The 19,260-nt window shown below is 61.8% G+C and carries 16 protein-coding genes; 6 read left to right on the top strand and 10 right to left on the bottom strand.

The window, feature by feature from the left end:
* From JQ572_RS31275 to JQ572_RS31250, 6 genes are all read right to left on the bottom strand, one after another.
* Positions 1 to 1,206 (bottom strand): class I SAM-dependent methyltransferase, encoded by a 1,206-nt coding sequence (locus JQ572_RS31275; protein WP_211386680.1) that lies wholly within the window; start codon positions 1,204 to 1,206, stop codon positions 1 to 3.
* Between the two features lie 237 nt (positions 1,207 to 1,443).
* On the bottom strand, positions 1,444 to 3,201 hold the full coding sequence (locus tag JQ572_RS31270; RefSeq protein WP_211386679.1) for a hypothetical protein: 1,758 nt from the start codon (positions 3,199 to 3,201) through the stop codon (positions 1,444 to 1,446).
* Positions 3,198 to 3,794, bottom strand: coding sequence for a WbuC family cupin fold metalloprotein (locus tag JQ572_RS31265; protein WP_211386720.1), 597 nt, complete (start codon positions 3,792 to 3,794; stop codon positions 3,198 to 3,200). Before JQ572_RS31265 ends, JQ572_RS31270 begins: the two co-directional genes overlap by 4 nt.
* Before the next feature lie 27 nt (positions 3,795 to 3,821).
* Positions 3,822 to 4,214: an LIC12192 family sporadic carbohydrate cluster protein gene (locus JQ572_RS31260; protein ID WP_211386678.1), complete on the bottom strand. Its 393-nt coding sequence runs from the start codon at positions 4,212 to 4,214 to the stop codon at positions 3,822 to 3,824.
* Positions 4,207 to 5,013: a sporadic carbohydrate cluster 2OG-Fe(II) oxygenase gene (locus JQ572_RS31255; RefSeq protein WP_211386677.1), complete on the bottom strand. Its 807-nt coding sequence runs from the start codon at positions 5,011 to 5,013 to the stop codon at positions 4,207 to 4,209. The genes JQ572_RS31260 and JQ572_RS31255 overlap by 8 nt, the downstream gene beginning before the upstream one ends.
* A 337-nt stretch (positions 5,014 to 5,350) precedes the next feature.
* Complete coding sequence (locus tag JQ572_RS31250; protein WP_211386676.1) at positions 5,351 to 5,620, bottom strand: hypothetical protein; 270 nt, start codon at positions 5,618 to 5,620, stop codon at positions 5,351 to 5,353.
* 96 nt (positions 5,621 to 5,716) lie between these two features.
* Between JQ572_RS31250 and JQ572_RS31245 the strand changes: the two genes are divergently transcribed.
* The gene (locus tag JQ572_RS31245; protein ID WP_349643120.1) at positions 5,717 to 7,018 is read left to right on the top strand and encodes a phosphotransferase family protein; all 1,302 of its coding nucleotides are present in this window, start codon (positions 5,717 to 5,719) and stop codon (positions 7,016 to 7,018) included.
* On the opposite strand, the gene JQ572_RS31240 is transcribed toward JQ572_RS31245, so the two are convergent.
* Entirely contained in the window at positions 7,015 to 9,036 is a 2,022-nt protein-coding gene (locus JQ572_RS31240; protein ID WP_211386674.1) for an acyltransferase family protein, read from the bottom strand. The two genes, JQ572_RS31245 and JQ572_RS31240, sit on opposite strands and share 4 nt — an antisense overlap.
* 501 nt (positions 9,037 to 9,537) lie before the next feature.
* On the opposite strand from JQ572_RS31240, the gene JQ572_RS31235 reads away from it, so the two are divergent.
* From JQ572_RS31235 to JQ572_RS31220, 4 genes are all read left to right on the top strand, one after another.
* The gene (locus JQ572_RS31235) at positions 9,538 to 11,697 is read left to right on the top strand and encodes a hypothetical protein (RefSeq protein ID WP_211386673.1); all 2,160 of its coding nucleotides are present in this window, start codon (positions 9,538 to 9,540) and stop codon (positions 11,695 to 11,697) included.
* Between the two features lie 65 nt (positions 11,698 to 11,762).
* Positions 11,763 to 12,545 carry a transketolase gene (locus JQ572_RS31230; protein WP_249129550.1) on the top strand — a complete coding sequence of 261 codons (783 nt, stop codon included), beginning with the start codon at positions 11,763 to 11,765 and terminating at the stop codon, positions 12,543 to 12,545.
* Positions 12,545 to 13,489 carry a transketolase family protein gene (locus JQ572_RS31225; RefSeq protein WP_211386671.1) on the top strand — a complete coding sequence of 315 codons (945 nt, stop codon included), beginning with the start codon at positions 12,545 to 12,547 and terminating at the stop codon, positions 13,487 to 13,489. The genes JQ572_RS31230 and JQ572_RS31225 overlap by 1 nt, the downstream gene beginning before the upstream one ends.
* Before the next feature lie 53 nt (positions 13,490 to 13,542).
* Complete coding sequence (locus JQ572_RS31220) at positions 13,543 to 14,745, top strand: class I SAM-dependent methyltransferase (RefSeq protein WP_211386719.1); 1,203 nt, start codon at positions 13,543 to 13,545, stop codon at positions 14,743 to 14,745.
* A 44-nt stretch (positions 14,746 to 14,789) separates the two neighbouring features.
* Here the strand turns inward: JQ572_RS31220 and JQ572_RS31215 are convergent, their stop codons facing one another.
* The 3 genes from JQ572_RS31215 to JQ572_RS31205 all read right to left on the bottom strand — a co-directional run bounded on the left by JQ572_RS31215 (position 14,790) and on the right by JQ572_RS31205 (position 18,502).
* Complete coding sequence (locus tag JQ572_RS31215; RefSeq protein WP_211386670.1) at positions 14,790 to 15,791, bottom strand: NAD-dependent epimerase/dehydratase family protein; 1,002 nt, start codon at positions 15,789 to 15,791, stop codon at positions 14,790 to 14,792.
* Between the two features lie 27 nt (positions 15,792 to 15,818).
* The gene (locus JQ572_RS31210; RefSeq protein WP_211386669.1) at positions 15,819 to 17,384 is read right to left on the bottom strand and encodes a PfkB family carbohydrate kinase; all 1,566 of its coding nucleotides are present in this window, start codon (positions 17,382 to 17,384) and stop codon (positions 15,819 to 15,821) included.
* 89 nt (positions 17,385 to 17,473) lie between these two features.
* Entirely contained in the window at positions 17,474 to 18,502 is a 1,029-nt protein-coding gene (locus tag JQ572_RS31205) for an SDR family oxidoreductase (protein ID WP_211386668.1), read from the bottom strand.
* Between the two features lie 166 nt (positions 18,503 to 18,668).
* Here JQ572_RS31205 and JQ572_RS31200 point away from each other — a divergent pair, with 166 nt between their 5' ends.
* Positions 18,669 to 19,256 carry an SIS domain-containing protein gene (locus JQ572_RS31200; protein WP_249129548.1) on the top strand — a complete coding sequence of 196 codons (588 nt, stop codon included), beginning with the start codon at positions 18,669 to 18,671 and terminating at the stop codon, positions 19,254 to 19,256.
* Positions 19,257 to 19,260: the final 4 nt, after the last annotated feature.

The raw sequence follows: 19,260 nt of genomic DNA, 5'->3' as shown, positions 1-19,260 counted from the left end.
CTACTCTTCCTCGAAACGCTTGCGAACGACGAGGAAGTGCGTCGGCTGTCCCCAGGTGTTGATGAACGCCGCTTCAGTTCGGGTGAGGGCCGTGACCGCGGAAAAATCGCGCTGTCCGATCGCGCTGAAGATGCGATGGAAACTGTCGAGCGTCGCGTTGATTGCTGCGATGTCGGCAGCTTCGTCAGCGAAGATCTCGGTCGCGCGCGCTGTGTCGCGCAATTCGGCGAGGCTCGAGATCACACGGGGAAGGCTGTCTCCGAAGGGGTCGTCGATCAGCCTGTCGACGTCGACGAGCAGACCTTCGATCAAGGTCGTGATCGTGCTCACCGCGTCGGACTTGCCGACTAGATAGAGCTTTCGTCCGCCGAGGAAGCTCAGTCGGCTCCGCTCGAGATGGCGCACGGAGCGACGCAGCTTTTCGTCGGAGGACAGGACCTTCCTGTGCCAGTAGACGTCAACATTGTCGTGGTACGACGGCCATGCCGAATGGATGTCGAACCCCAGTTCATGCGCCGACGTGCACAATTCCACGGCATCGAGGAAATACCGGCGTCGGACGAAGGGATTTTCGAGCACGTCCATCAGCCAGGATTCGAAGCTGCGGGTGTGCGGAATGCTGTTCCATTTCGCCTCGTACAGCAGCTTCGCCGTTTCCAGCGCTGGACGTTCCGACAGGGCCTTGCCGGCCGCATGGATGGCCTTGAGCGCGAGTTCGAAGAAGCCGCCGTAGCGCTCGTAATACGAAACGATGGCATATCCGTCCGGATTGAGCAGGCGATGGAAAATGCGAAGCCAGGTCGCGCTCGGCTGGATCGTGTAGATGAAGCCTTCGGCATCGACCACGTCGAAGCGGCGATCGCTCCCAAATCCTTCGACATCTGACGATGCCAGCTCGCGAAGGCGGGCGGTCTGCCCGAAATGCGAGAAATAGGCCTGAATCCGCGCGTGGGCCTGCCGGTTCGGTTCGGCGAGCGTCATGTTTGCGCCCCAGCCGGCAAACACCAGGGCGTTCTCGCCGGAATCCGGACCGAACTCGAGGACCTCGGCGTCACGGAACAGGCGTGGCGGCAACACCAGCTTGTCCGAAAACAGCTCGCGGCGCGCACGGGCATAGGCATCGAGTTCGCCGGGTGACTTGAAATTCGCGAACGTCGGCAGGATGTTTTGACGTTCGTAATAGTTGAAAAGCTTGTCCTCAGCCATGCTGCGCCCCTGTGGCTGTCGCGCGCCGACCGAATTCGCTCGAGAGGTCAATGACCGGCCACGGATCGGTCGAAGGGCTGAGGCGGCAAGAGTCGGTCACTGTTCGGGCTCTTTGCGGAATGACGGGCGAACATCGGCGCCAAAACACACGCGGCGTCGCTGAAGCCTATATAGCGCCGCAGGCTGCGTCACAATTCTTAAGTTGCCGGGCCCGGGTCCAGGTTCGATCTGGACGTTCTACTGAACTCCCGGAGATGCTTCATCGCATGCGGGTGACGGCAGGGCTAGGAGCCAAGCCGCCCCACGGACGCCAGGCCGTTGGCACGGCGGCCGATACTCCGCTCTCGCCAGGGGCGTCGGCTCGCCATCCTTCAATTGCATGAGCTCCCCACGGCCTCCGGTGGCTGAAGGAGCATCCTCGAGGACCTCCCTCAGGATCTCGAACAAGCTCATGTCATTGAGCGGCGGAATCGCGGGCGCGGCGCGATAACGCCAGGTCTCCTGGCGTTGTGGGCAAGGAAAGAATTCGAGGTAGGAAATCGAGCAGCGGCCGCGCGAGGCGGCCCCTGAAGTAAGATCCCCGCAAAAGTCGGTGTAGACAAACGATCGTCCTCGACCTTCGTCACGCAGCGTCGCTTGTGCGACATTCATGTCATTTGCCGCAAGGCACCGCGCGCGGAATGGAATGCCGTAACTGTCCGAGATCAGGAGCTTCACGACCTTGGGCTCGGGATCCGCCAGCAAGGCTGCACGGACTTGCCGCTGCATGTCACCGGTGACCAGCCCGTCGTACAGCAGCCATTTGGAATCGTGCACCAACGAAAGTGCGAAAATTGTGATCACGCCACCAGCGGCCGCCGTACGAAGACGGGGTGTCGGAATCATCTGCATGATGGCGGCCATCAGGATCAACATGCCGAATTGCGATGGAAAGAGCAGTCTCGATTCGCCCCGTCCCATGTCGCCATAGAGCCCGGCAAGCGCGTAGGGAATGGCGCCGAGGACGGCCATTGCGGCTCCCAACAGCAGCAAAAGCAGCAGGCTTCCGGTCGAGGCGCGGCTCTTGAGCATCCAGGACGTCCGCAGTGCGCCTGATGAGAACAGGACGAATACGGCGATCGCTGCGAATGTCAGCATGGTCGAAACGGGGCGGCCGAGAAGCTTGAAGCCTTGGGAGTATGCGTAGGCGAGGCCGCGCGGGAAGGCCAGCAGATGGGTAGCCAGTGCCTGGCTGATGACGGCAATGTCAGGCGTGAAACCATACTGCCCGGCGTAGTGACCGCTCTTTCCCAGAATTGTCAGCCGCAGCACGATCATGACCGCGATGGCCAGCCAGAACGGAACAAGACGTGCGAGCGTCTGCGTCCAACGTTCGGTCGGGGACCGCGCCAGCACGATGCGGAGCGGCTCGAGGGCGATCAGTGTCTCGAGGGACAATGCGAAGAGCAGGCTGAACGGCGCCGTCCATCGGAGCGCCCGGACCTTCGAGTAGCTCAACTCGTAGGACAGCAAATAGAACAGGAGAAAGAAGTCATAGACCGCGTTTTGCGTCAGGCGAATTGCATAGAATGGGCTGAGCAGGAACAGCGCCGTGACGAGGTCCCTGATCCGCCTTGTATGCGGTGATCGTGAGAGAACGGCGTAAAGCAATATGCCGTTCACGATATGGCAACCCAGTCCGGCGAGCCGCGCGGCGAGATCGGGCATGTCGGGCAAAAGCGCAACAGACACGGTCATGGGGATGGCAAAGCCGGCATGGGCTGCCTCCCATAGCAGGCGCGCAAGACCGACTGCGCCTTGGGTCCAATAGATGTAGTAGACGGTCCAGTCGTCGCCGAAGACCTGGCGCGCGAACAGCGCAGGCACGCTCGCGGCGATCGCCAGTGCCATTGCCAGGTAGACATAGGCAATGCCTGGCCGTCTCCAGGAACGGTGAGCTGCTGCTTTCGAGGCAGTCTTCATGCGAAAATCATCGAAACCGGCAAAGACGCTCACGCTCGCAGAACCTTGCCTTGCCCGGCTCGATGCCCGGCGGCAAGCATGGCGATCCTCGCCACGTATTCGTGGACCTCTGAGGCATCGCTGCCATCAGGGGCCCAGTCGGGAAAGGCCGTGCGAGACGGATCGAACGGGCCAGCGGTGGTTTCGTGAAACACCAGCCATTCCGAGGTGATCAGAAGCGAATGGAACACCTTTTCGGGCATCCGGTAGTAGCAGAGGGAGCCTTGTCCGTAGGGCGCCATCTCGAACACGTCGCGAATGCGGCCATCGTCTTCGAAGATTACCGCCTGCGCGGTTCCTTCCATTACATAAAACGACTCCGGCTTGCCCAGGTGCATGTGGGGTCGAACATAGGCCTCGCGATGATGCACGATCAGCATCTCATGAAGGCCGGACGATGGATCCGGATGCGTGCATAGCCGGCTGCGCAAACGCGGATTGCCTGCGGCGATGCGTTTCAGCTCGCTGATCGTCGCGTCGTCCGCAGTGACGATGGCGTCATTGGAATAGTAGACTTCCGGATTCTGCGCGCGTAGCGACGTCGTCCGGCGCAGCTCGGTCGTTTCACTCGAAGAAGATGAAGCCATGGTCGCCACAGGCTGTTCGCGACATTGTCAGAGGATGGTCGCGAATTTGTTGACCAGCAGGATGTCCTCGACGGCCTGAATGCCGTCCCGCGACGAAAGCGTGATCTCCTCGACGGCTGCGTGCAGGTCGCAGCCCTCGCGCAGCACGCGGTCGTAGATCTCCCGTCGCCGCGCTTCGTCGGGCGGCAGCATGAAGATGCTGTAGAGGATCAGGCCGCGCAGCCGCGGCAACTCGTCCAGGATGTCCTCGAGCACCATGTAGCTGCCGGGCATGATATGCTCGGTGGCGCTGAGCAGATATTGCAGGTTCTTCCGCTTCGCGTAGTCGCGGATCACGATGTTCTGGACGTGCTGCGGAGTGCGGCTGCCGTTCAGCGGCCGGGCGCCGATATAGCCGCGATGGCCGGCTTGCTCAGCCATGGAAGCCTCCCGGCAGCTTGTATTGCATTCCGACCCGTGTCGCCGGGCGCAGCAGGATCGGTTCGAAGAACTCGCCGAAGCGCTTGTCCGCGTAGGGCGACATGATGCTCTTGAAGCGGCAGTTCATGCTCCAGCGCGTGCTGGATTCCTCGTTGACGCGATTGCCGTGCATCAGGGTCTGGTTGAACAGCATCACGTGACCGTAGGGGATCTCGATGAAGGTCGCGTGCGGCTTGATCGTCTTGTACAGCTCCTCAGCGCTGCGCAGGCTCGCCATCCGGTCCTGCATCTCGCCGTTCAGGGACGGCGACAGCAGGTACATCGCTTTGGTCCGGTGGACATTGACCAGGGGCACCCATACCACGACCTCGAACGGCGAGTCGCCCGACCAGACGTCGGAATGTGTGGCGAGCAGGGAGGAGTCGTCGCCGGGGAGCTGGATGCTGAGATTGACCCGGCGCTGCATGCAGAGCTCGTTGCCGACGATGGTCTCGATCGTCGAGCGCGCCAGGCGGAAATAGGTCGGGCGCAGCCACGGCTCCGCATTGAGACCGGTGATCACGTGCATTCGGAGTGCGTTGAGCTCGGCGACGCTGACCCGCGTATGAATGTTGTCCAGTAGATCCTGCGGATCGTTGGAATGGGGCAGGCGCAGGAAATCCGCCGCGAGTTCCGCGGCCCGCCGCTGAATCCGATCAAGCCCGGCGCGGTCATCCGCCGGGGTCGTGATGAACCCCTCGTCGATGAACCGGTTGGTTAACGACTGCTCTTCGGCCGAAACGAACGCCGTGTCGATCATGCAAAACAACTCCCGCGTGCTGCGCCGAATTATAGCTGATATCGCAAGCCGACTGGAAGGGCCCTACGCGAAGAAACCGGAATGGGCCTCCGCTCCGTTTGCCGGACGTCCCGCCTGGCGTGGCCGGCGCCGGAAACTGCGAACGGGGCTCTGCAAAAACGGCCTGGAACGGCTGAAACTTAGGAATCGACAAAGTGCTCGTCGAACCTTATTCCCGGATAAATGCCGCCCTCGGAGAGGTCGACATGACATATTTTCTGCGGGGACGATCGGTGGCCTGGTTGACGCGATACGGCCGGCGTCCAGCCGAGTCGGGCCTCGGAGCGCCCCGGGTGGGTCACAGCTGAAGTAGGCGGGTTTCGTGCGGATCGGAGTCGATTTCGACAACACTATCGCGAATTACGACGCGGTTTTCGTAGAGGCCGCGCGCGGGCGAGGCTGGGTTGCCGCCGATTTCGAGGGCACCAAGAAGCAGCTGCGCGACTCGGTCCGCAAGCTCGATCACGGCGAAATCAAGTGGCAGGTCCTGCAAGGTGAGGTCTACGGGCCGCGCATGCACGAGGCCGTACCGTTTCCCGGCGTGATGGAGTTCTTCGAGGCGGCTCATCGGCGCGGACTCAGCCTGTTCATCGTCAGCCACAAGACCCGATTTGCGAACTATGACGAGACGCGAGCCGACCTGCGCGAGGGCGCCTTGCGCTGGATGGAGGCGCGGGGCTTCTTCGAGCAGGACCGCAGCGGACTCGTGCGCCCAAACGTCTTCTTCGCAGACACGCGCGCCGAGAAGATCGCGCGCATCGGGATGCTCGGTTGCACCGTTTTCATAGACGACCTCGAGGAAGTGTTCGTAGATCCGGCATTTCCAGGCGACGTCAGCCGGGTTCTGTTCACGTCTGGGAACGCGCCCGTCGGCAGCGGTGCGATCATCGCCAAGGCGACCTGGGCTGATATCACGCGGCATGTCCTTGGCGAACCGGAAGCCGCCGCGGCCAACATACTCGACGAGACCACGCGGATCGCGGTCGATCTGATCGGGGCTCCGATACGATCGATCGAGCCGGTGCGAGCCGGCGGCAACAACCGATTGTTCCGGATCACCGCGGTCGACGGCGCGCGCTTTGCGCTCAAGCAATATCCCCGGCAAGCATCCGATCCGCGCGACCGGCTGGCTACGGAGTTCAGGGCCCTTCAGTTCATGCGACAGGCCGGTGCGACGCAGGTACCGGCGCCGCTGGCCTCTGATCCCATGTCAGGGTTCGCACTGTATGACTGGATCGACGGACAGTCCCCCGTGGCAAATGCGTCCACGGTCGAGGCGGCGATAGCATTCGTGGGCGAACTGCTTAAGCTTTCCGGCCACCAAACCGCTGCCATGATGCCGACCGCGTCCGAGGCCTGCTTCAGTCCCGCAGATATTGTTGCGCAGGTGGAGCGGCGGTTTGCGGTGCTGAAGGACGCCGCGGCTTCGCACGCACATCTCGATGCTTTTCTCGCCGTCCGATTTGCCGGAACTGCCGTTCGTACGGTGGAGCGTGCGAAGGAACTGTGCCGTGGAGAGCATGTGGATTTCGACGCACCGCTCGATTCGTCCGCCCGTTGCCTTAGTCCGTCCGATTTCGGTTTTCACAACGCATTGCAGCGGCCGGATGGGCGTCTCGTGTTCCTGGATTTCGAATATTTCGGCTGGGATGACCCGGTGAAGCTGACATGCGATTTCATGTTGCATCCCGGCATGAATTTGTCGCCCGATCTTGCGCGGCAATTCCGCCAGGGCATGGTCGGCCTGTTCGGCGCAGAACGCGGTTTCGACGTGCGACTGCGCGTCTGCCTGCCGCTCTATGCCCTGCGATGGACAATGATCCTGCTCAACGAATTCCTGCCCGAGCGATGGGCGCGCAGGGTCGCGGCCGGCGTTCAGGCCGAGCACCGCGACGTGTTGGAGCAACAGCTCGAGAAAGCGAAGGCGATGCTTGCCAGAGCCGAGACCGCGGATAGCTCGACCTAGCGGGTCAGCGTATTTGCCGGTGCGGTGCTGCCAAGCCGGGGCAGGGCAAACAGCTTCTCGGCAACGAGATTGACGAAATAGCGCGAACCTTCGCGGGTGAAGTGCGCGGCATCCCACGCCATTGGAATATCGGGTGCGTCCGGCACCATGGTCAGGCAACCATCCGTATTGCACAGCTGCTTGATTGGCGAAATGTACTCGATCCCGAGGGTGGCGGCCCGCCCGGCCATATCGCGATCGATATCCTCCATGTGGTGGACCACTCCGAAGGTCATGCGGCCGGGCAACGTCGCCGAATGGTGCTCACCGACATAGCGTGACAGCACATCGGGCAGCGTTCCCTCCCAATGCGGCACCGGGCCTATCAGGACAATTCTTTCAACCCCCATGTTCCTCAGGATTTCCACCGTCCCGGCAAGTCGGTCGAGCGCGTCCTCTTTCTCCGATTGCGGCCAGTCATGAGCTAGCACGACGACTTTGGGTTTGATCTCCCCAAATTCCTTTCGGATCGAGTCGTTGATCGGACGGCAGAGCGGAACGCCAACCTTGTCGAAATCAAAGACGGGCGGACAGGAACTCGACGTGAATTGAGCGATGGCGAACCTGTCGCTTGCCGGGTTGTCCTTGATCCCGCGGTAAAGATGGGCGCCATGGGAGTCGCCCCAGATGGCCAGCACCGGAGCGCCGGCAGCGATCTTGTCTGCCTCGACACAAATCGGCGAGAAAATCTGCTCCTTGCCGAACAGCAGGCAGTGGTCGTTCCTGTAGTCGATCCAGTAGTTGTATTTCCGGTACTGCAGCACGCTCGCAACGTTGTCCAGGTTTCGTTGCGGAAGCCCGTTGGTGATATTGGCTGCAAAGCCGGCGCCGAGCACCGCTGCCATGATTGCGGCAGTCGCCGTCGCCGATAGGCTGAGGGAACGCCAGCGAGATTTGCTGCGCCTGAGCGGAAGCTCAACGACGACATACGTGAGCCATGCAAGAAGAACGCTCAATGCCATGGCGCCGACAAGTTGGGCCGTGGAGGGAACGAGCACGTTCGTTCGGATGAAATACAGGACGGGCCAGTGCCAAAGATAAAGCGGATAGCTGATCAGACCGATGAAGACGATCGCGCGATTTGAAAGGACATTTCGGTTGAGCCACGCCTGCTGGCCGGCCGAAATCAGCAGGAACGCACCTCCCACCGGCAATAATGCGCGCCAGCCGGGAAAGAGACTGTCCTTGTTCAGACGGTAGAGAGCAATCGCGATCAGGCATAATCCAATGACGGATTCCAGGTCGGCGAGCGAGATCGTGCGGCCGGTGCGAGCCTGAAAGGACTGGTCGATGGCGGATTTGACCCGTGTCGCGCCCGAAAGTTTGAACCAGGCGAGAACTGCCCCGGCCAGTAGCTCCCAAAATCGGGCGTGCGGCAGGTAGAAGGCGTCGGCCGCCTCGATCCTGACCGCGTAGCAATTCGCCGCGAATGAAACGACCATGATGGCGACGATGACCGGCAACTGCTTCATGCGCGCGCGAGCGCACAGGTAAAGTACCAGCGGCCAAACGATATAAAATTGCTCTTCAACGCCCAGCGACCACAGATGCAGCAGCGGCTTCGCCTCTGCTGCGGTGTCGAAATATCCCGATTGCCGCCAGAACAGGATGTTTGCCACGAAGGTCGTGCCGGCCTCGATCTCCTGACCGAGTTGCTGATATTTGTGAGGCACCAGCGTGAACCAGCCGAAGATCAGGCACGATCCCAGGACCACGATCAGCGCAGGGAAAATCCGCAATATGCGCCGGGCATAGAAGTCGGCGAAGCTGAAGCTGTTCTGATCCAGACCTTTCATGATGATCGAGGAGATCAGAAAGCCGGAGATCACGAAAAAGATGTCGACTCCGACATACCCGCCCGGCGCGAGGCCGGGAAACGCGTGGAACGCGACGACCGAAACGACTGCAATCGCTCGGAGTCCATCGATATCGGGACGATAGTCGACGCTTTCGTTTTGGCCGATGGGAGAGTTGTTCATAAACGCGAATTCAGGGCTGAGGCCAGGCCGCTCAGGACCACGACGATGACGGTGAAGACACAAGCTCACGCAGTGGAACGTTTGAGCAATGCACGATGGGCGACTGCCTGTGCACCGACGGCCCTGATAGCATCCGCACCCGGGCGGGGGAAGTAATCACAGCGGGGGGATTGCGGGCAAGCGAAAGCGCCGCAGCTTGTCTACGCGAAGGCGGAATCTCCATGACGGCGACCGGAAGGCCGCGTCGCGTGAAAGGCCTTCATCCAACGCCTGGTCCGGATAACGAGATCAGTTCTTGATTGGCGCGATAAAGCCGGTATGCATTTTCATAGCCTGCTCGCGAAGGTCGTAACCGGCTGACGCGGCAATTGTAGTATTCTTTGTGTCGGAATATGTAATGATTACAATTGGTTGCTATCGAATTTATCGCGCGGCGCGCGATGGCGGGCGGCGTCTGCTTTCGAGAACGAACGTGCATCGGCAGAAGGGTGCCACGTCCCGATGAGTTCAAGCGCACAGCACGGTGACGGCGAGGCTTCATTCGAGCGCAGTGCCGAGTCTGATCGGGCAGCATCGCAGGTCGCCTTGTTGGCACCCGCTCTCGCCGAGATTCCCACCCGATTCTGGTTCTCGATCCACGTAGCTTTGACCGTCTTCATCGCATGTGCGCTGCTGTGGGTGGCGCTGAAGAGCGCAATTGCCTCGGGCGTCGATCTGACTCATTCGGAACTGCGCGACCGCATTCTGTACCTGCCGTTCTATATGTTCGGCCCAGTGGCGGTCGTCCTGGCCAATTGGCGCGTCGCTGCGCGTCAGATGCCGCCGCCCGGCAATGCCATCTTGCTGTTTGCAATCGTCGGTCTCACCCACCTCGGTCTGTTGGCTGCAAGCACGGGTCTGCAATTCCTGTTCCTGTGCATGGCTCTGGCGAGTGTTGTCGCTGCGCTTCGCTGGCGGCGCGGACAATACGAGCCGGCGGTCATCGCTGCGTCGACCGCCCGCCGCGTGAATTGGGTCGACGCGATTGCGATCGTCGCCATCTGCATGCTGCTTCTCCCTGCAAGTAGCGACCGGCTGGCCGCGCACATCGGCATCAGCATCGCGAAGATCAGCTATTTCGTTGGTCCGGGGCTTTACAGCTACGGCTCTCATTTGACGCCTGGTCTGGATTTCTACTCTCACTACGGCCCGGGGCTGGGGCCGGCCTTCTCGTACCTGATGGGATCAGGCTGGAGAAACGTAGCGATCAGCGCCGTCGAGCTGACCGTCGCAATCACCTTGTTGTTCTATGGCGCCGAGTATCTGTTGCTGATGTTTTTGACCGGCAGTCGGCTGCTGGCATTCGCCGCGCCCGTTTTCACCGCGGTACTGAACTTCTCGACTTATCTTGCGTTCGATGCCCCCTCGGCATATCCGGCCCGATATCCATTGCTGTTTCCGTTCGTGCTCGCCTTCGGCTGGTTCTGTGGAGGGCGGCAGCGCTTGGCGCCCGTGCTCGTGATGTCGATCTTCGCCGGCATCTCCTTGTTCTGGCATACCGAGGTCGGGCTCTATCTGATCCTGGCGGGATGCGGCGGGATATTCATCTCACGCTGCAATCGGCCGCTTGAGCTCGCTACGATCGTCATTTTCGTGGTCGGATCGATCGCGATGTTCTTTGCCGTGTCTTGGCTATTTCTGGGGCCGTCGTCGCTATCCTGGTCGTTTCTGACTGCCGCCGTGCAGCCGATCATGGCCTACGCAGGAGGGTGGGACGGCGAGGTGGTGCGGTGGAATACGATCTGGAGCGTGTTCTACAACCTTCCCCTGCCGACCGTCGCCATCGTCACGATCGGCGGGCTCTGGTTTTTCATGTGGTGCCGGCCTGACGCCTTGAGCGTGCGCGAACGGCAGGTCGCAGGTGTACTGGCGATGCTGTCCTTTGTCGGTCTCGGCATGCTGACGAAATGGATCAATCGTTCGCTGGATGCCGAGTGGCACCAGAATGCCGCGCCGCTCATCGTTGTGATCTGCTGGTGGGGGCATTTTCTCTGGAGCACTTCCGGAGCGCGTATCGCCCTCGCAAAAGCGGGCAGGGCCACGCGTGTCGGCGTGGCGGCTGCGCCTTTTCTTGCGGCCGGATTGTTTCTTCTCAAGGTCACCGATCGCGCGAACCCGTATCCTTACGGGCTGCCGGCCTACATAGCCTATCCCAGCCTTGCCAAGGCGATCGTCGCACCCTCGCATCTGTACGACGAGCTTTCCTACCGCGACTATTTCGCGAGCACCGACACGATGGGGTGGGATTGGCCGCAGCTACTGACCGGGATATCGGCCGACGACATCGCGTTGATCCAGCGGCATGTTCCGCCTCATCAGCGTGCCCTGGTGGTATCACTCGTCGACTGGGCCTATCTGGCTGAAGCGCAACGCCCGCCGAAATCGGTCTTCATGCCGCTGATGTTCGCGTTTGACCCCGCCTTCGTCGACCGCTCGTTCAGGGATGCCGACCTCGTCTTTGTCGATAACCGTCCCCTGAACCAAGCCCCGGACGCCTCCGAGCAGCTTGTCAATCTGATCAACAAGGATTATGCCCCAACGAGCGAGCGCTCCACCACCTTGACGCTCTATCGCCTGAAGAAATCCGCGGAACAACCCCGTCCCGAAAGCCCTCCACGATGACTGCCGATTCGGTTGCTCTTGCCCGGTCTCCAAAGAGCCTGCCACTTGATGAACGATCGATCTGGTTGCGGCGCCTGGTGGTGGACGCCCTGGTCGGTGGTGAGCGCGGTCACGTCGGCTCGTCGATGTCGCCGATCGAAATTCTGCGCGTGCTCTATGACGACGTGCTGCGCCATCGGCCCAGCGAGCCGGGCTGGTCGCTGCGCGATCGCTGCATTCTGAGCAAGGGCCATGGATGCCTCGCCCTCTATGCGCTGCTGGCCGACAAGGGTTACTTCCCGACCGATCTGCTCAAGACGTTCTGCCGCAAGGGATCGATCCTCGGCGGTCACCCCGAGCACGGCAAGGTGCCCGGCGTCGAGGCCTCGACCGGCGCGCTCGGCCACGGCCTCTCGATCGGCGTTGGCATGGCGCTGGCCGCCCGCATGCAGAAGCGCGACAGCCGCGTCTTCGTGATCATGGGTGACGGCGAAATCAACGAGGGCTCGGTATGGGAAGCGGCGCTTTCCGCAGGCAAGCACAAGCTGTCCAATCTCGTCGCCATCATTGACTACAACAAGATCCAGTCTGCCGGCGCGACCGCTCACATCCAGGAACTGGAGCCGCTGCTCGACAAGTGGCGGGCTTTCGGATTTGCGGCCGAGGAGGTCGATGGCCATGACGTTGCAAAGCTGCAGAAGCTTTTCGCACGTGTGCCGCTCGATGCCGGCCGGCCAACTGCGATCGTCTGCCACACCGTGAAGGGGAAGGGGCTCCCGTTCGCCGAGCACGACCCCGAATGGCATCACAAGTCGAAGGTTACAGCCGAGCTCGGCGAGCGCCTTTATGCCGCCTTGGAGCCGCGCTGATGCGACAGACCTGCGTTAACATGGTGTACGAGCTGGCCAAGGCCGATGACCGCGTCGTCTTCATCGGATCCGACCTCAGCCCCGGCCTGCTGGCCGGCATGCAGGAACAGTTTCCGGACCGCTGGTACATGGAAGGCGTCTCGGAGCAGAACGTCATCGGCATGGCAGCCGGCATGGCCCTGGACGGTGCGATTCCCTATGTCAATACGATTGCGACCTTCATCACCCGCCGCTGCTACGAGCAGGTCGCTGTCGATCTATGCGTGCACGACCTGCCGGTGAGGCTGATCGCGAACGGCGGCGGGCTGGTCTACGCACCGCTGGGCCCCACGCATGAAGCGATCGAGGATATCGCGATCATGCGGGCGCTGCCCAACATGACCGTGGTCGCGCCGGCCGACGCCGAGGAGATGAAGCGGTTCATGGCCGTGTCGGTGGACTGGCCGCACCCGATCTACATACGGCTCGGCAAGGGCGGCGACCGGGTGGTGACCAGGCCGGAGCATGGCTTCGCGATCGGGCAAGCCTATCTGCTGCGCGAAGCCGAGGGCGGAAAATCGAACCCGGTCCTGCTCGTCGGAACCGGCGTTGCAACCACGCAGGCGCTGCAGGCCGCAGAGATGCTGGCGGCGGACGGCATCGCCTGTCACGTTCTGCACATGCCGACGGTGAAGCCGTTGGATGTCGCCGCCATTGAAAAATACGCGCGCGCATCCCGTCTCGTCGTCACGGTCGAAGAACATACGGTCATTGGTGGCCTCGGCAGTGCCGTCACCGATGCGCTGGTCGAGCGCTTCGACGGGCGCGTGCCGAGGATACGCCGGATCGGCATTCCCGATGTCTTCGCCAGCGACTACGGCAACCAGGAATGGCTGATGGAAACGTTCGGCCTGCATGCCGCAAACATCGCCGACGTGGTACGGAAGGCCGTTGGCTCCGACTAACAAGGTTCCCAGAACAGTCGCCTCGCTTTGAAAATCGGAAAGACCCTGTGACCATGCAGCTCTGCCGTCTCTGCCGCTCCGATCGGTTGCGCCCGGTCATCGACCTCGGACCCATGCCGATTGCCCACCGGATGTTGCGTCAACGGGACGAGAGCGAAGAGCGTTTTCCGTTCGCCGTGAAAGTCTGCGATGCCTGCGGACTGCCGCAAATCGCCGAGCCGATCGATCCCGATATCCTGTATCGCGACTTCAACTTCAACTTCAGCAGCTGGAAGGTCGAGCCGCACGAGCCCGACGAGCTCGACACCATCCACTCCTTCGTCAAGCCGAGAAGTGTCTTCGAGATCGGCTGCAACGACGGCCGTTTCCTCGAAGAGCTGCGCAAGCGCGGTGCAGAGGCCCTTGTCGGCGTCGAGCCGAATTCAGTATCGAGCGAGATTGCCCGAAAGCGCGGGCTCGAAGTCCATTGCGACATGGTGAGCCCGGCGATCTGTCAGGACGCCGTCGCACGTCACGGCAAGTTCGACCTCGTGGTGTCGCGCCAGGTCCTCGAGCACATCGGCGATTTCGAGAATTTCTTCGATTGTATCGACCGCACGCTCTCCGATGACGGTTACCTGTTCATCGCCGTTCCGGATTTCGCGCCGGGCCGCGCGGCCGGCGACATCTCCGTCCTGTGGGAGGAGCACGTCAACTACTTCACGGAGGAGACGCTGCTGGCCTTGCTCGCGCGCAAGGGGTTCGAGGCCGTTGCCGTCAAAAAGTACAATTTCAGCGGCGGCTCGCTTGCAGTGACGGCACGCCGCAGCAAGCTGAACCCGCCGGCGTTCGACGGCGGCGCATCGGCTGCGGCGGCGGAGAAGTTCGGCGAGTTGGCCCGCGACTATGGGCGCCGCCTGGTTCCCGCGCTCTCGCGCCTGAAGGCCAAAGGGACGGACATCGTGATGTATGGCGCCGGATGCCGGGCCTGCACGTACACCAACTCGCTCGAGCTCGGTTCGCTGGTCGATTTCGCCATCGACGATCAGAAGGAGCGTCAGGGCCTGTTCATGCCGGGCTCTCGCATCGCGATCCGTTCGCCGGATGAGCTGAAGAAGTCGTCGGCGCCTCTCGTTTGTCTCCTCGCGGTGAACAACGAGAATGAAGCCGTGGTGACGGCGAAGCTGAAAAACATGCTCGACCGGCCGCACGCCATCTTCTCGATCTTCGCGCCCGCCGACATCTGGCGGGAGCTTGATCGCCTCGAGACGCTGTAGGGATCAAGCCGGCGAGGAGCCGGCTTGGTCGGGACCTCCGCGGCTCACTTCAGGCTGATGTTCTGCATCATCTTGATGTTGAAGTACCGGGGGTCGTTGAGCGAGTTCGGCAGACGGCCGGACTTGAAGGCGTCGACCAGCCCCGACACGGCCTGCTCGATCGTGTGCGTCGGCGCAAAGCCGAGCTCGCGGCGGATCTTCTCCGACGAGACGTGGTATGAGCGCAGATCGTCGGTCGGCTCCACCGCGACGTCGACATTGCTGCCGACCACCGACTTGACGATATCGGCGATCTTCATCAGCGAGTGATTCTCGTAGCCGATATTGTAGGTCTTGCCGTCGATCTTCGCGTCGTCCTGCTGCAGCAGGAACAGATAGGCCGCGGACATGTCCTCGATGTGCAGGTTGGGTCTGCGCTGCGTTCCGCCGAACACGCGAATGCGGCCCGTGTTGACCGCGAGATTGGTCAGGATGTTGACGACGACGTCGAGCCGCTGCCGCGGCGCGTAACCGCAGACGGTGGCGGGACGGACGGTGCATGTGACGAACCCCGACGCGGCCTCCTCGGCAAGGTCGGTCTCGCACATCGCCTTGAATTTCGAGTAGTCGGTCAGCGGCTCACAGGACAGATCCTCCGTCACCTCGGCCTCGTCCTTGATGCCGTAGACGCTGGACGAGGACGCGTAGATGAAGCGCTTGATGCCGGCCTTCTTCGCGGCGCGCACCATCGGCCGGAAGCAATCGTAATTGATGGATTTTCCGAGCGACGGGTCGAGTTCGAACGACGGGTCGTTGGAGATGCAGGCGAGATGGATCACCGCGTTGTTGCCGCGCAGGGCCTCGTTGATCGCGGCCTCGTCGCGGATGTCGCCCTTGATCAGGCGCAAATTGGGGTTGTTGCGGACGGCGTCGAAGACGTCCTCGCCGTACATGAACAGGTCGAGCACGGTGACCTTGTGGCCCGCGGCGAGCAAATGGGGAACCAGCACGCTGCCGACATAGCCGGCGCCACCGGTGACCATCACATTCCATTTTTGATCAATCACTGTCGTTCTCCAGAATTGCCGTTCGCGTTACTTCAGCAACGCGGTGACGAATTTGACCAGTGGCACCTTTTCGACCGAACTGCGGTGGCCGACGATACCGACCTTGATCGCGCCTGCAGCGTTGCCGATGAAGGCGACGTCCTCGATATTGCCGCCGGCGGCGACCAGAGGCGCGGTGATCGTCAGGAAGGCGTCCCCCGCGCCGACGGTGTCGACGACTGTCTTGGTGAAAGCGGGAACGCGCGCCACGCCGGTCTTCGACGAGAAGGGGTAGCAGCCGAACGAGCCGTGCGTGATGATCATGTTGTCGCAGTCGATCTTGCCGTGCAGTCCGTTCTCGATCACCGACGCGATGTCGCTGAACTTGTCGGTGGCCGCCAGCCGGGCTTCCGGCGCGTCGATGCAGAGGTAGTCGGCCCGCGGATATTTCGTGACCAGATTATAGCCGTGGTTTCCGCTGTTGCTCTGGGCGTTGATCGCCAGGAACTTGGAGTTGGCGATCAGGGCATCGATCGTGCTTGGCGCGATCATGCCGTGACCGAAATCGGTGACGATCACCACGTCCCCGCCGCGAACGCGCTCGGCGGTGATTTGGTCGATCTCCTTCCGCTCGGCCTCGTCGAGCGGCGTGTCGTCCATGGTGTATACTTCGAAGAGCTTGTGCAGATATCCAAGCTCGACGTACCGCAATTTGCGGGTCGTCGGACGGCCCTGAATGCGGATCGGCGTGAGCGTGACGTTCGGGCGGACATGCGCGCGGATGAACTCTTCCGGGTAGTCGTTGCCACCGAGCGTCGTGACGATCTCCACGGACTTGCAGAAGCTCGCCACGTGATTGGCCGCGGCAATGACGCCGCCGGCAAATTGCTCGCCGTTCTTGAACAGTGTGGCGACGATGTTTTCCTTCGAGGCCTTTCCGAGCGCCGTGACGTACTGGTATTCGTCGATGATGGTGTCGCCGACCAGCACGACGTGCATGTCCTGGATCTTGTCGATCAGCTTCAGCAGGCGTTCGGCGCCGCCGCCTTCGCGCACCTTCTGGAGGTAGTCGCGCAGGGGGGGATCGTAGATGTCGAAGTAGCGATTCATCAGCGACGACGAGCTGAAGGTGACGTCGCGCGTGAAGACGACGCGGCCGCCATGGCGTTCGACGACCTCCCGCTCGGTGGCGATCTTGCCGGTGACGTCATCCTCGGGATTTTCGTAGTCCGAACCCTTCACGTAGATGTCGGGGCGTACGGCATCGAGGATCGGCTCGGCGCTCGAGGTCCGGTTGATTCCGACCCAGTCGACCGTGCCGAGCGCGGCCAGCATCTCCGCGCGCATGTTCTCCGGAAAGATCGGCCGTCCCGGTCCCTTGTTGACGAAACGGTCGGCCGTCACGGTCACGATGACGACGTCAGCCTCGTTGCGCGCTGCCAGGATGTGCCGGACATGGCCGAGATGCACGAGATCGAACACGCCGTGGCAGAGTGCGACGGTCCGGCCTTCTGCCTGCGCGGCCCGCGCGATCGCGGCCAGTTCCTCGATCGTCTTGATCTTCTCGTGCGGGGCCGGATGGCCGGTCGGCTTGTCTGTCGGAGCATTACCCATGTGAATTACCTAAAGCGCAGGTCGGTCTCGGTTGACCGACCCGGAAATGATCGGTTGGCGGCGAGAGCATTGAGTTCGAACGCGTCGGCTCAACGGCTTGCCTTCTGCGACGTGCCGGACGCCGAATCGTTTTCGCCACCAAGATATTTGAACCAGTCCTTGGTGGCGTCGGCGATCTTGTCCACCGTCCAAAGGGGAGCGTCCTTGTACTGGTCCATCGACTTCAGCATCGTCGCGACGCCGACCTCGAACTTCACTTTCGGGGTCCATTTCAGGACCCGCTTGATCTTGGTGATGTCGGCGTAGGTGCAGTCGGGCTCGCCGGGCCGCTTGGGAATGTGGACCTTGTCGCCGCCGAGAAGCTCGACCAGCCGGTTGACGCTGTAGGTGTTGTCGGAGCCGACGTTGAATATCTCGTTCGAGACCTCCGAGCGCGCGGCGGTCACGAAGGCATCGGCGACATCGCTGACGAAGGTGAAGTCGCGGGTCTGCTCGCCATCGCCAACCACCGTGAAGGGCTTGCCGGCGAGCTTCTGCGCCATGAAGACGCCGAACACCGCACCGTAAGTGCCCGTGGTACGGTGGCGCGGCCCGTACACGTTGAACAGACGCAGCGCGACCGCGGGCAGCTTGTAGACCTGGCACCAATGCATGACGCACTGCTCACCGAGATTCTTGGTGAGCGCATAGGGATACATCGGACGGATCTCGGCGCTCTCCGGGGTCGGATAGGCGTCGGGAATTCCGTAGCAGGACGACGATGCGGCGTAAACGAAGCGGTTGGCGCCCGCCTGCCGTGCGGCCTCGAGAACGTTGACCGTGCCGTCGACATTGGCGCGATGATAGGGGATCGGGGACTCGATCGAGGGAACGATGTCGGCCAGCGCCGCGAGATGGAAGACCCAGTCGACACCGTTGAAATACGGTCTGATCGAATCGAGGTCGGTGACGTCGGCCCGCACGATGTTGAGCTGGCTCGAATTGGCACGCGCGGCCAGATTTTCGGGCCGTCCGATCACAAAATTGTCGAGCGCGATGACCTCGTGGCCGTCATCCAGGAGGCGATCGACGAGGTGACTTCCAATGAAGCCGGCGCCGCCAGTAACGATGCATTTCATGGGGAACATCCGTGACGCGAATGCCCAGCGAAACAGGCTCGCCAATGTTTGAGTGAAACCCGAAAGCCGACTACCAGCCGCTCGCAAACTTTGCAAGTATTATACCTTTGCAATCCCTGGTAATAGCCGGTATCACCCCGTCATGTTGCAATCGAGCCGCCAGCCCATGCCAGCCGAGTCCGTCGATCCCGATCACAAGGCTTTTCTCGACGATTACGTGCAACGCCTCCATCGCGCGACGGCGGCGGACGACGGTGTTTTTGCCAGGATCTCCGCCACGCGCGCGGCCTGGTTGCGCGCCCGCGAGCAGGGTGGCCGCGTCATCTTCATCGGCAACGGCGGCTCGGCCGGTATCGCCTCGCATCTGGCTATCGATCTGGCGAAGAACGCCGCTGTGCCCGCACTGTGCTTCAGCGATGCAAGCATGATGTCGTGCCTTGCCAACGACTACGGCTTCGAGGACTGGATCGCGCATGCCGTGCGGTTGAGCGCCCGCGCCGGCGACTGTCTGGTCGCGATCAGCTCGTCGGGGCGTTCGAAGAACATCCTCAATGCGGTTGCACAGGCACGGACGATGAAGCTCGGCGTGATCACGCTGTCGGGCATGAACGAGGACAACCCCCTGCGCAACCTCGGGGACATCAATTTCTGGGCCGACAGCCGCAGCTACAACATCGTCGAGACCACGCACCAGTTCTGGATGATGGCCGCGATCGACCTCGTTATCGGTCGCGCGGAATATCCGGCATCCTGAGGCG

Origin of the sequence: Bradyrhizobium sp. SZCCT0153 (assembly GCF_018129995.1) — a bacterium.
GTDB classification, from domain to species: domain Bacteria; phylum Pseudomonadota; class Alphaproteobacteria; order Rhizobiales; family Xanthobacteraceae; genus Bradyrhizobium; species Bradyrhizobium japonicum_G.
This window is presented reverse-complemented; position numbering and strand designations above follow the sequence as displayed.

Coding starts and splice junctions, on each gene's coding strand:
- JQ572_RS31245 (WP_349643120.1), top strand. CDS start 5,717: ATGGAGGCGCGGGGCTTCTTCGAGCAGGACCGCAGCGGACTCGTGCGC.
- JQ572_RS31255 (WP_211386677.1), bottom strand. CDS start 5,013: ATGATCGACACGGCGTTCGTTTCGGCCGAAGAGCAGTCGTTAACCAAC.
- JQ572_RS31250 (WP_211386676.1), bottom strand. CDS start 5,620: ATGAGCCGCCTCGAAGAACTCCATCACGCCGGGAAACGGTACGGCCTC.
- JQ572_RS31205 (WP_211386668.1), bottom strand. CDS start 18,502: ATGAAATGCATCGTTACTGGCGGCGCCGGCTTCATTGGAAGTCACCTC.
- JQ572_RS31260 (WP_211386678.1), bottom strand. CDS start 4,214: ATGGCTGAGCAAGCCGGCCATCGCGGCTATATCGGCGCCCGGCCGCTG.
- JQ572_RS31240 (WP_211386674.1), bottom strand. CDS start 9,036: ATGAACAACTCTCCCATCGGCCAAAACGAAAGCGTCGACTATCGTCCC.
- JQ572_RS31200 (WP_249129548.1), top strand. CDS start 18,669: ATGCCAGCCGAGTCCGTCGATCCCGATCACAAGGCTTTTCTCGACGAT.
- JQ572_RS31220 (WP_211386719.1), top strand. CDS start 13,543: ATGCAGCTCTGCCGTCTCTGCCGCTCCGATCGGTTGCGCCCGGTCATC.
- JQ572_RS31275 (WP_211386680.1), bottom strand. CDS start 1,206: ATGGCTGAGGACAAGCTTTTCAACTATTACGAACGTCAAAACATCCTG.
- JQ572_RS31235 (WP_211386673.1), top strand. CDS start 9,538: ATGAGTTCAAGCGCACAGCACGGTGACGGCGAGGCTTCATTCGAGCGC.
- JQ572_RS31225 (WP_211386671.1), top strand. CDS start 12,545: ATGCGACAGACCTGCGTTAACATGGTGTACGAGCTGGCCAAGGCCGAT.
- JQ572_RS31210 (WP_211386669.1), bottom strand. CDS start 17,384: ATGGGTAATGCTCCGACAGACAAGCCGACCGGCCATCCGGCCCCGCAC.
- JQ572_RS31265 (WP_211386720.1), bottom strand. CDS start 3,794: ATGGCTTCATCTTCTTCGAGTGAAACGACCGAGCTGCGCCGGACGACG.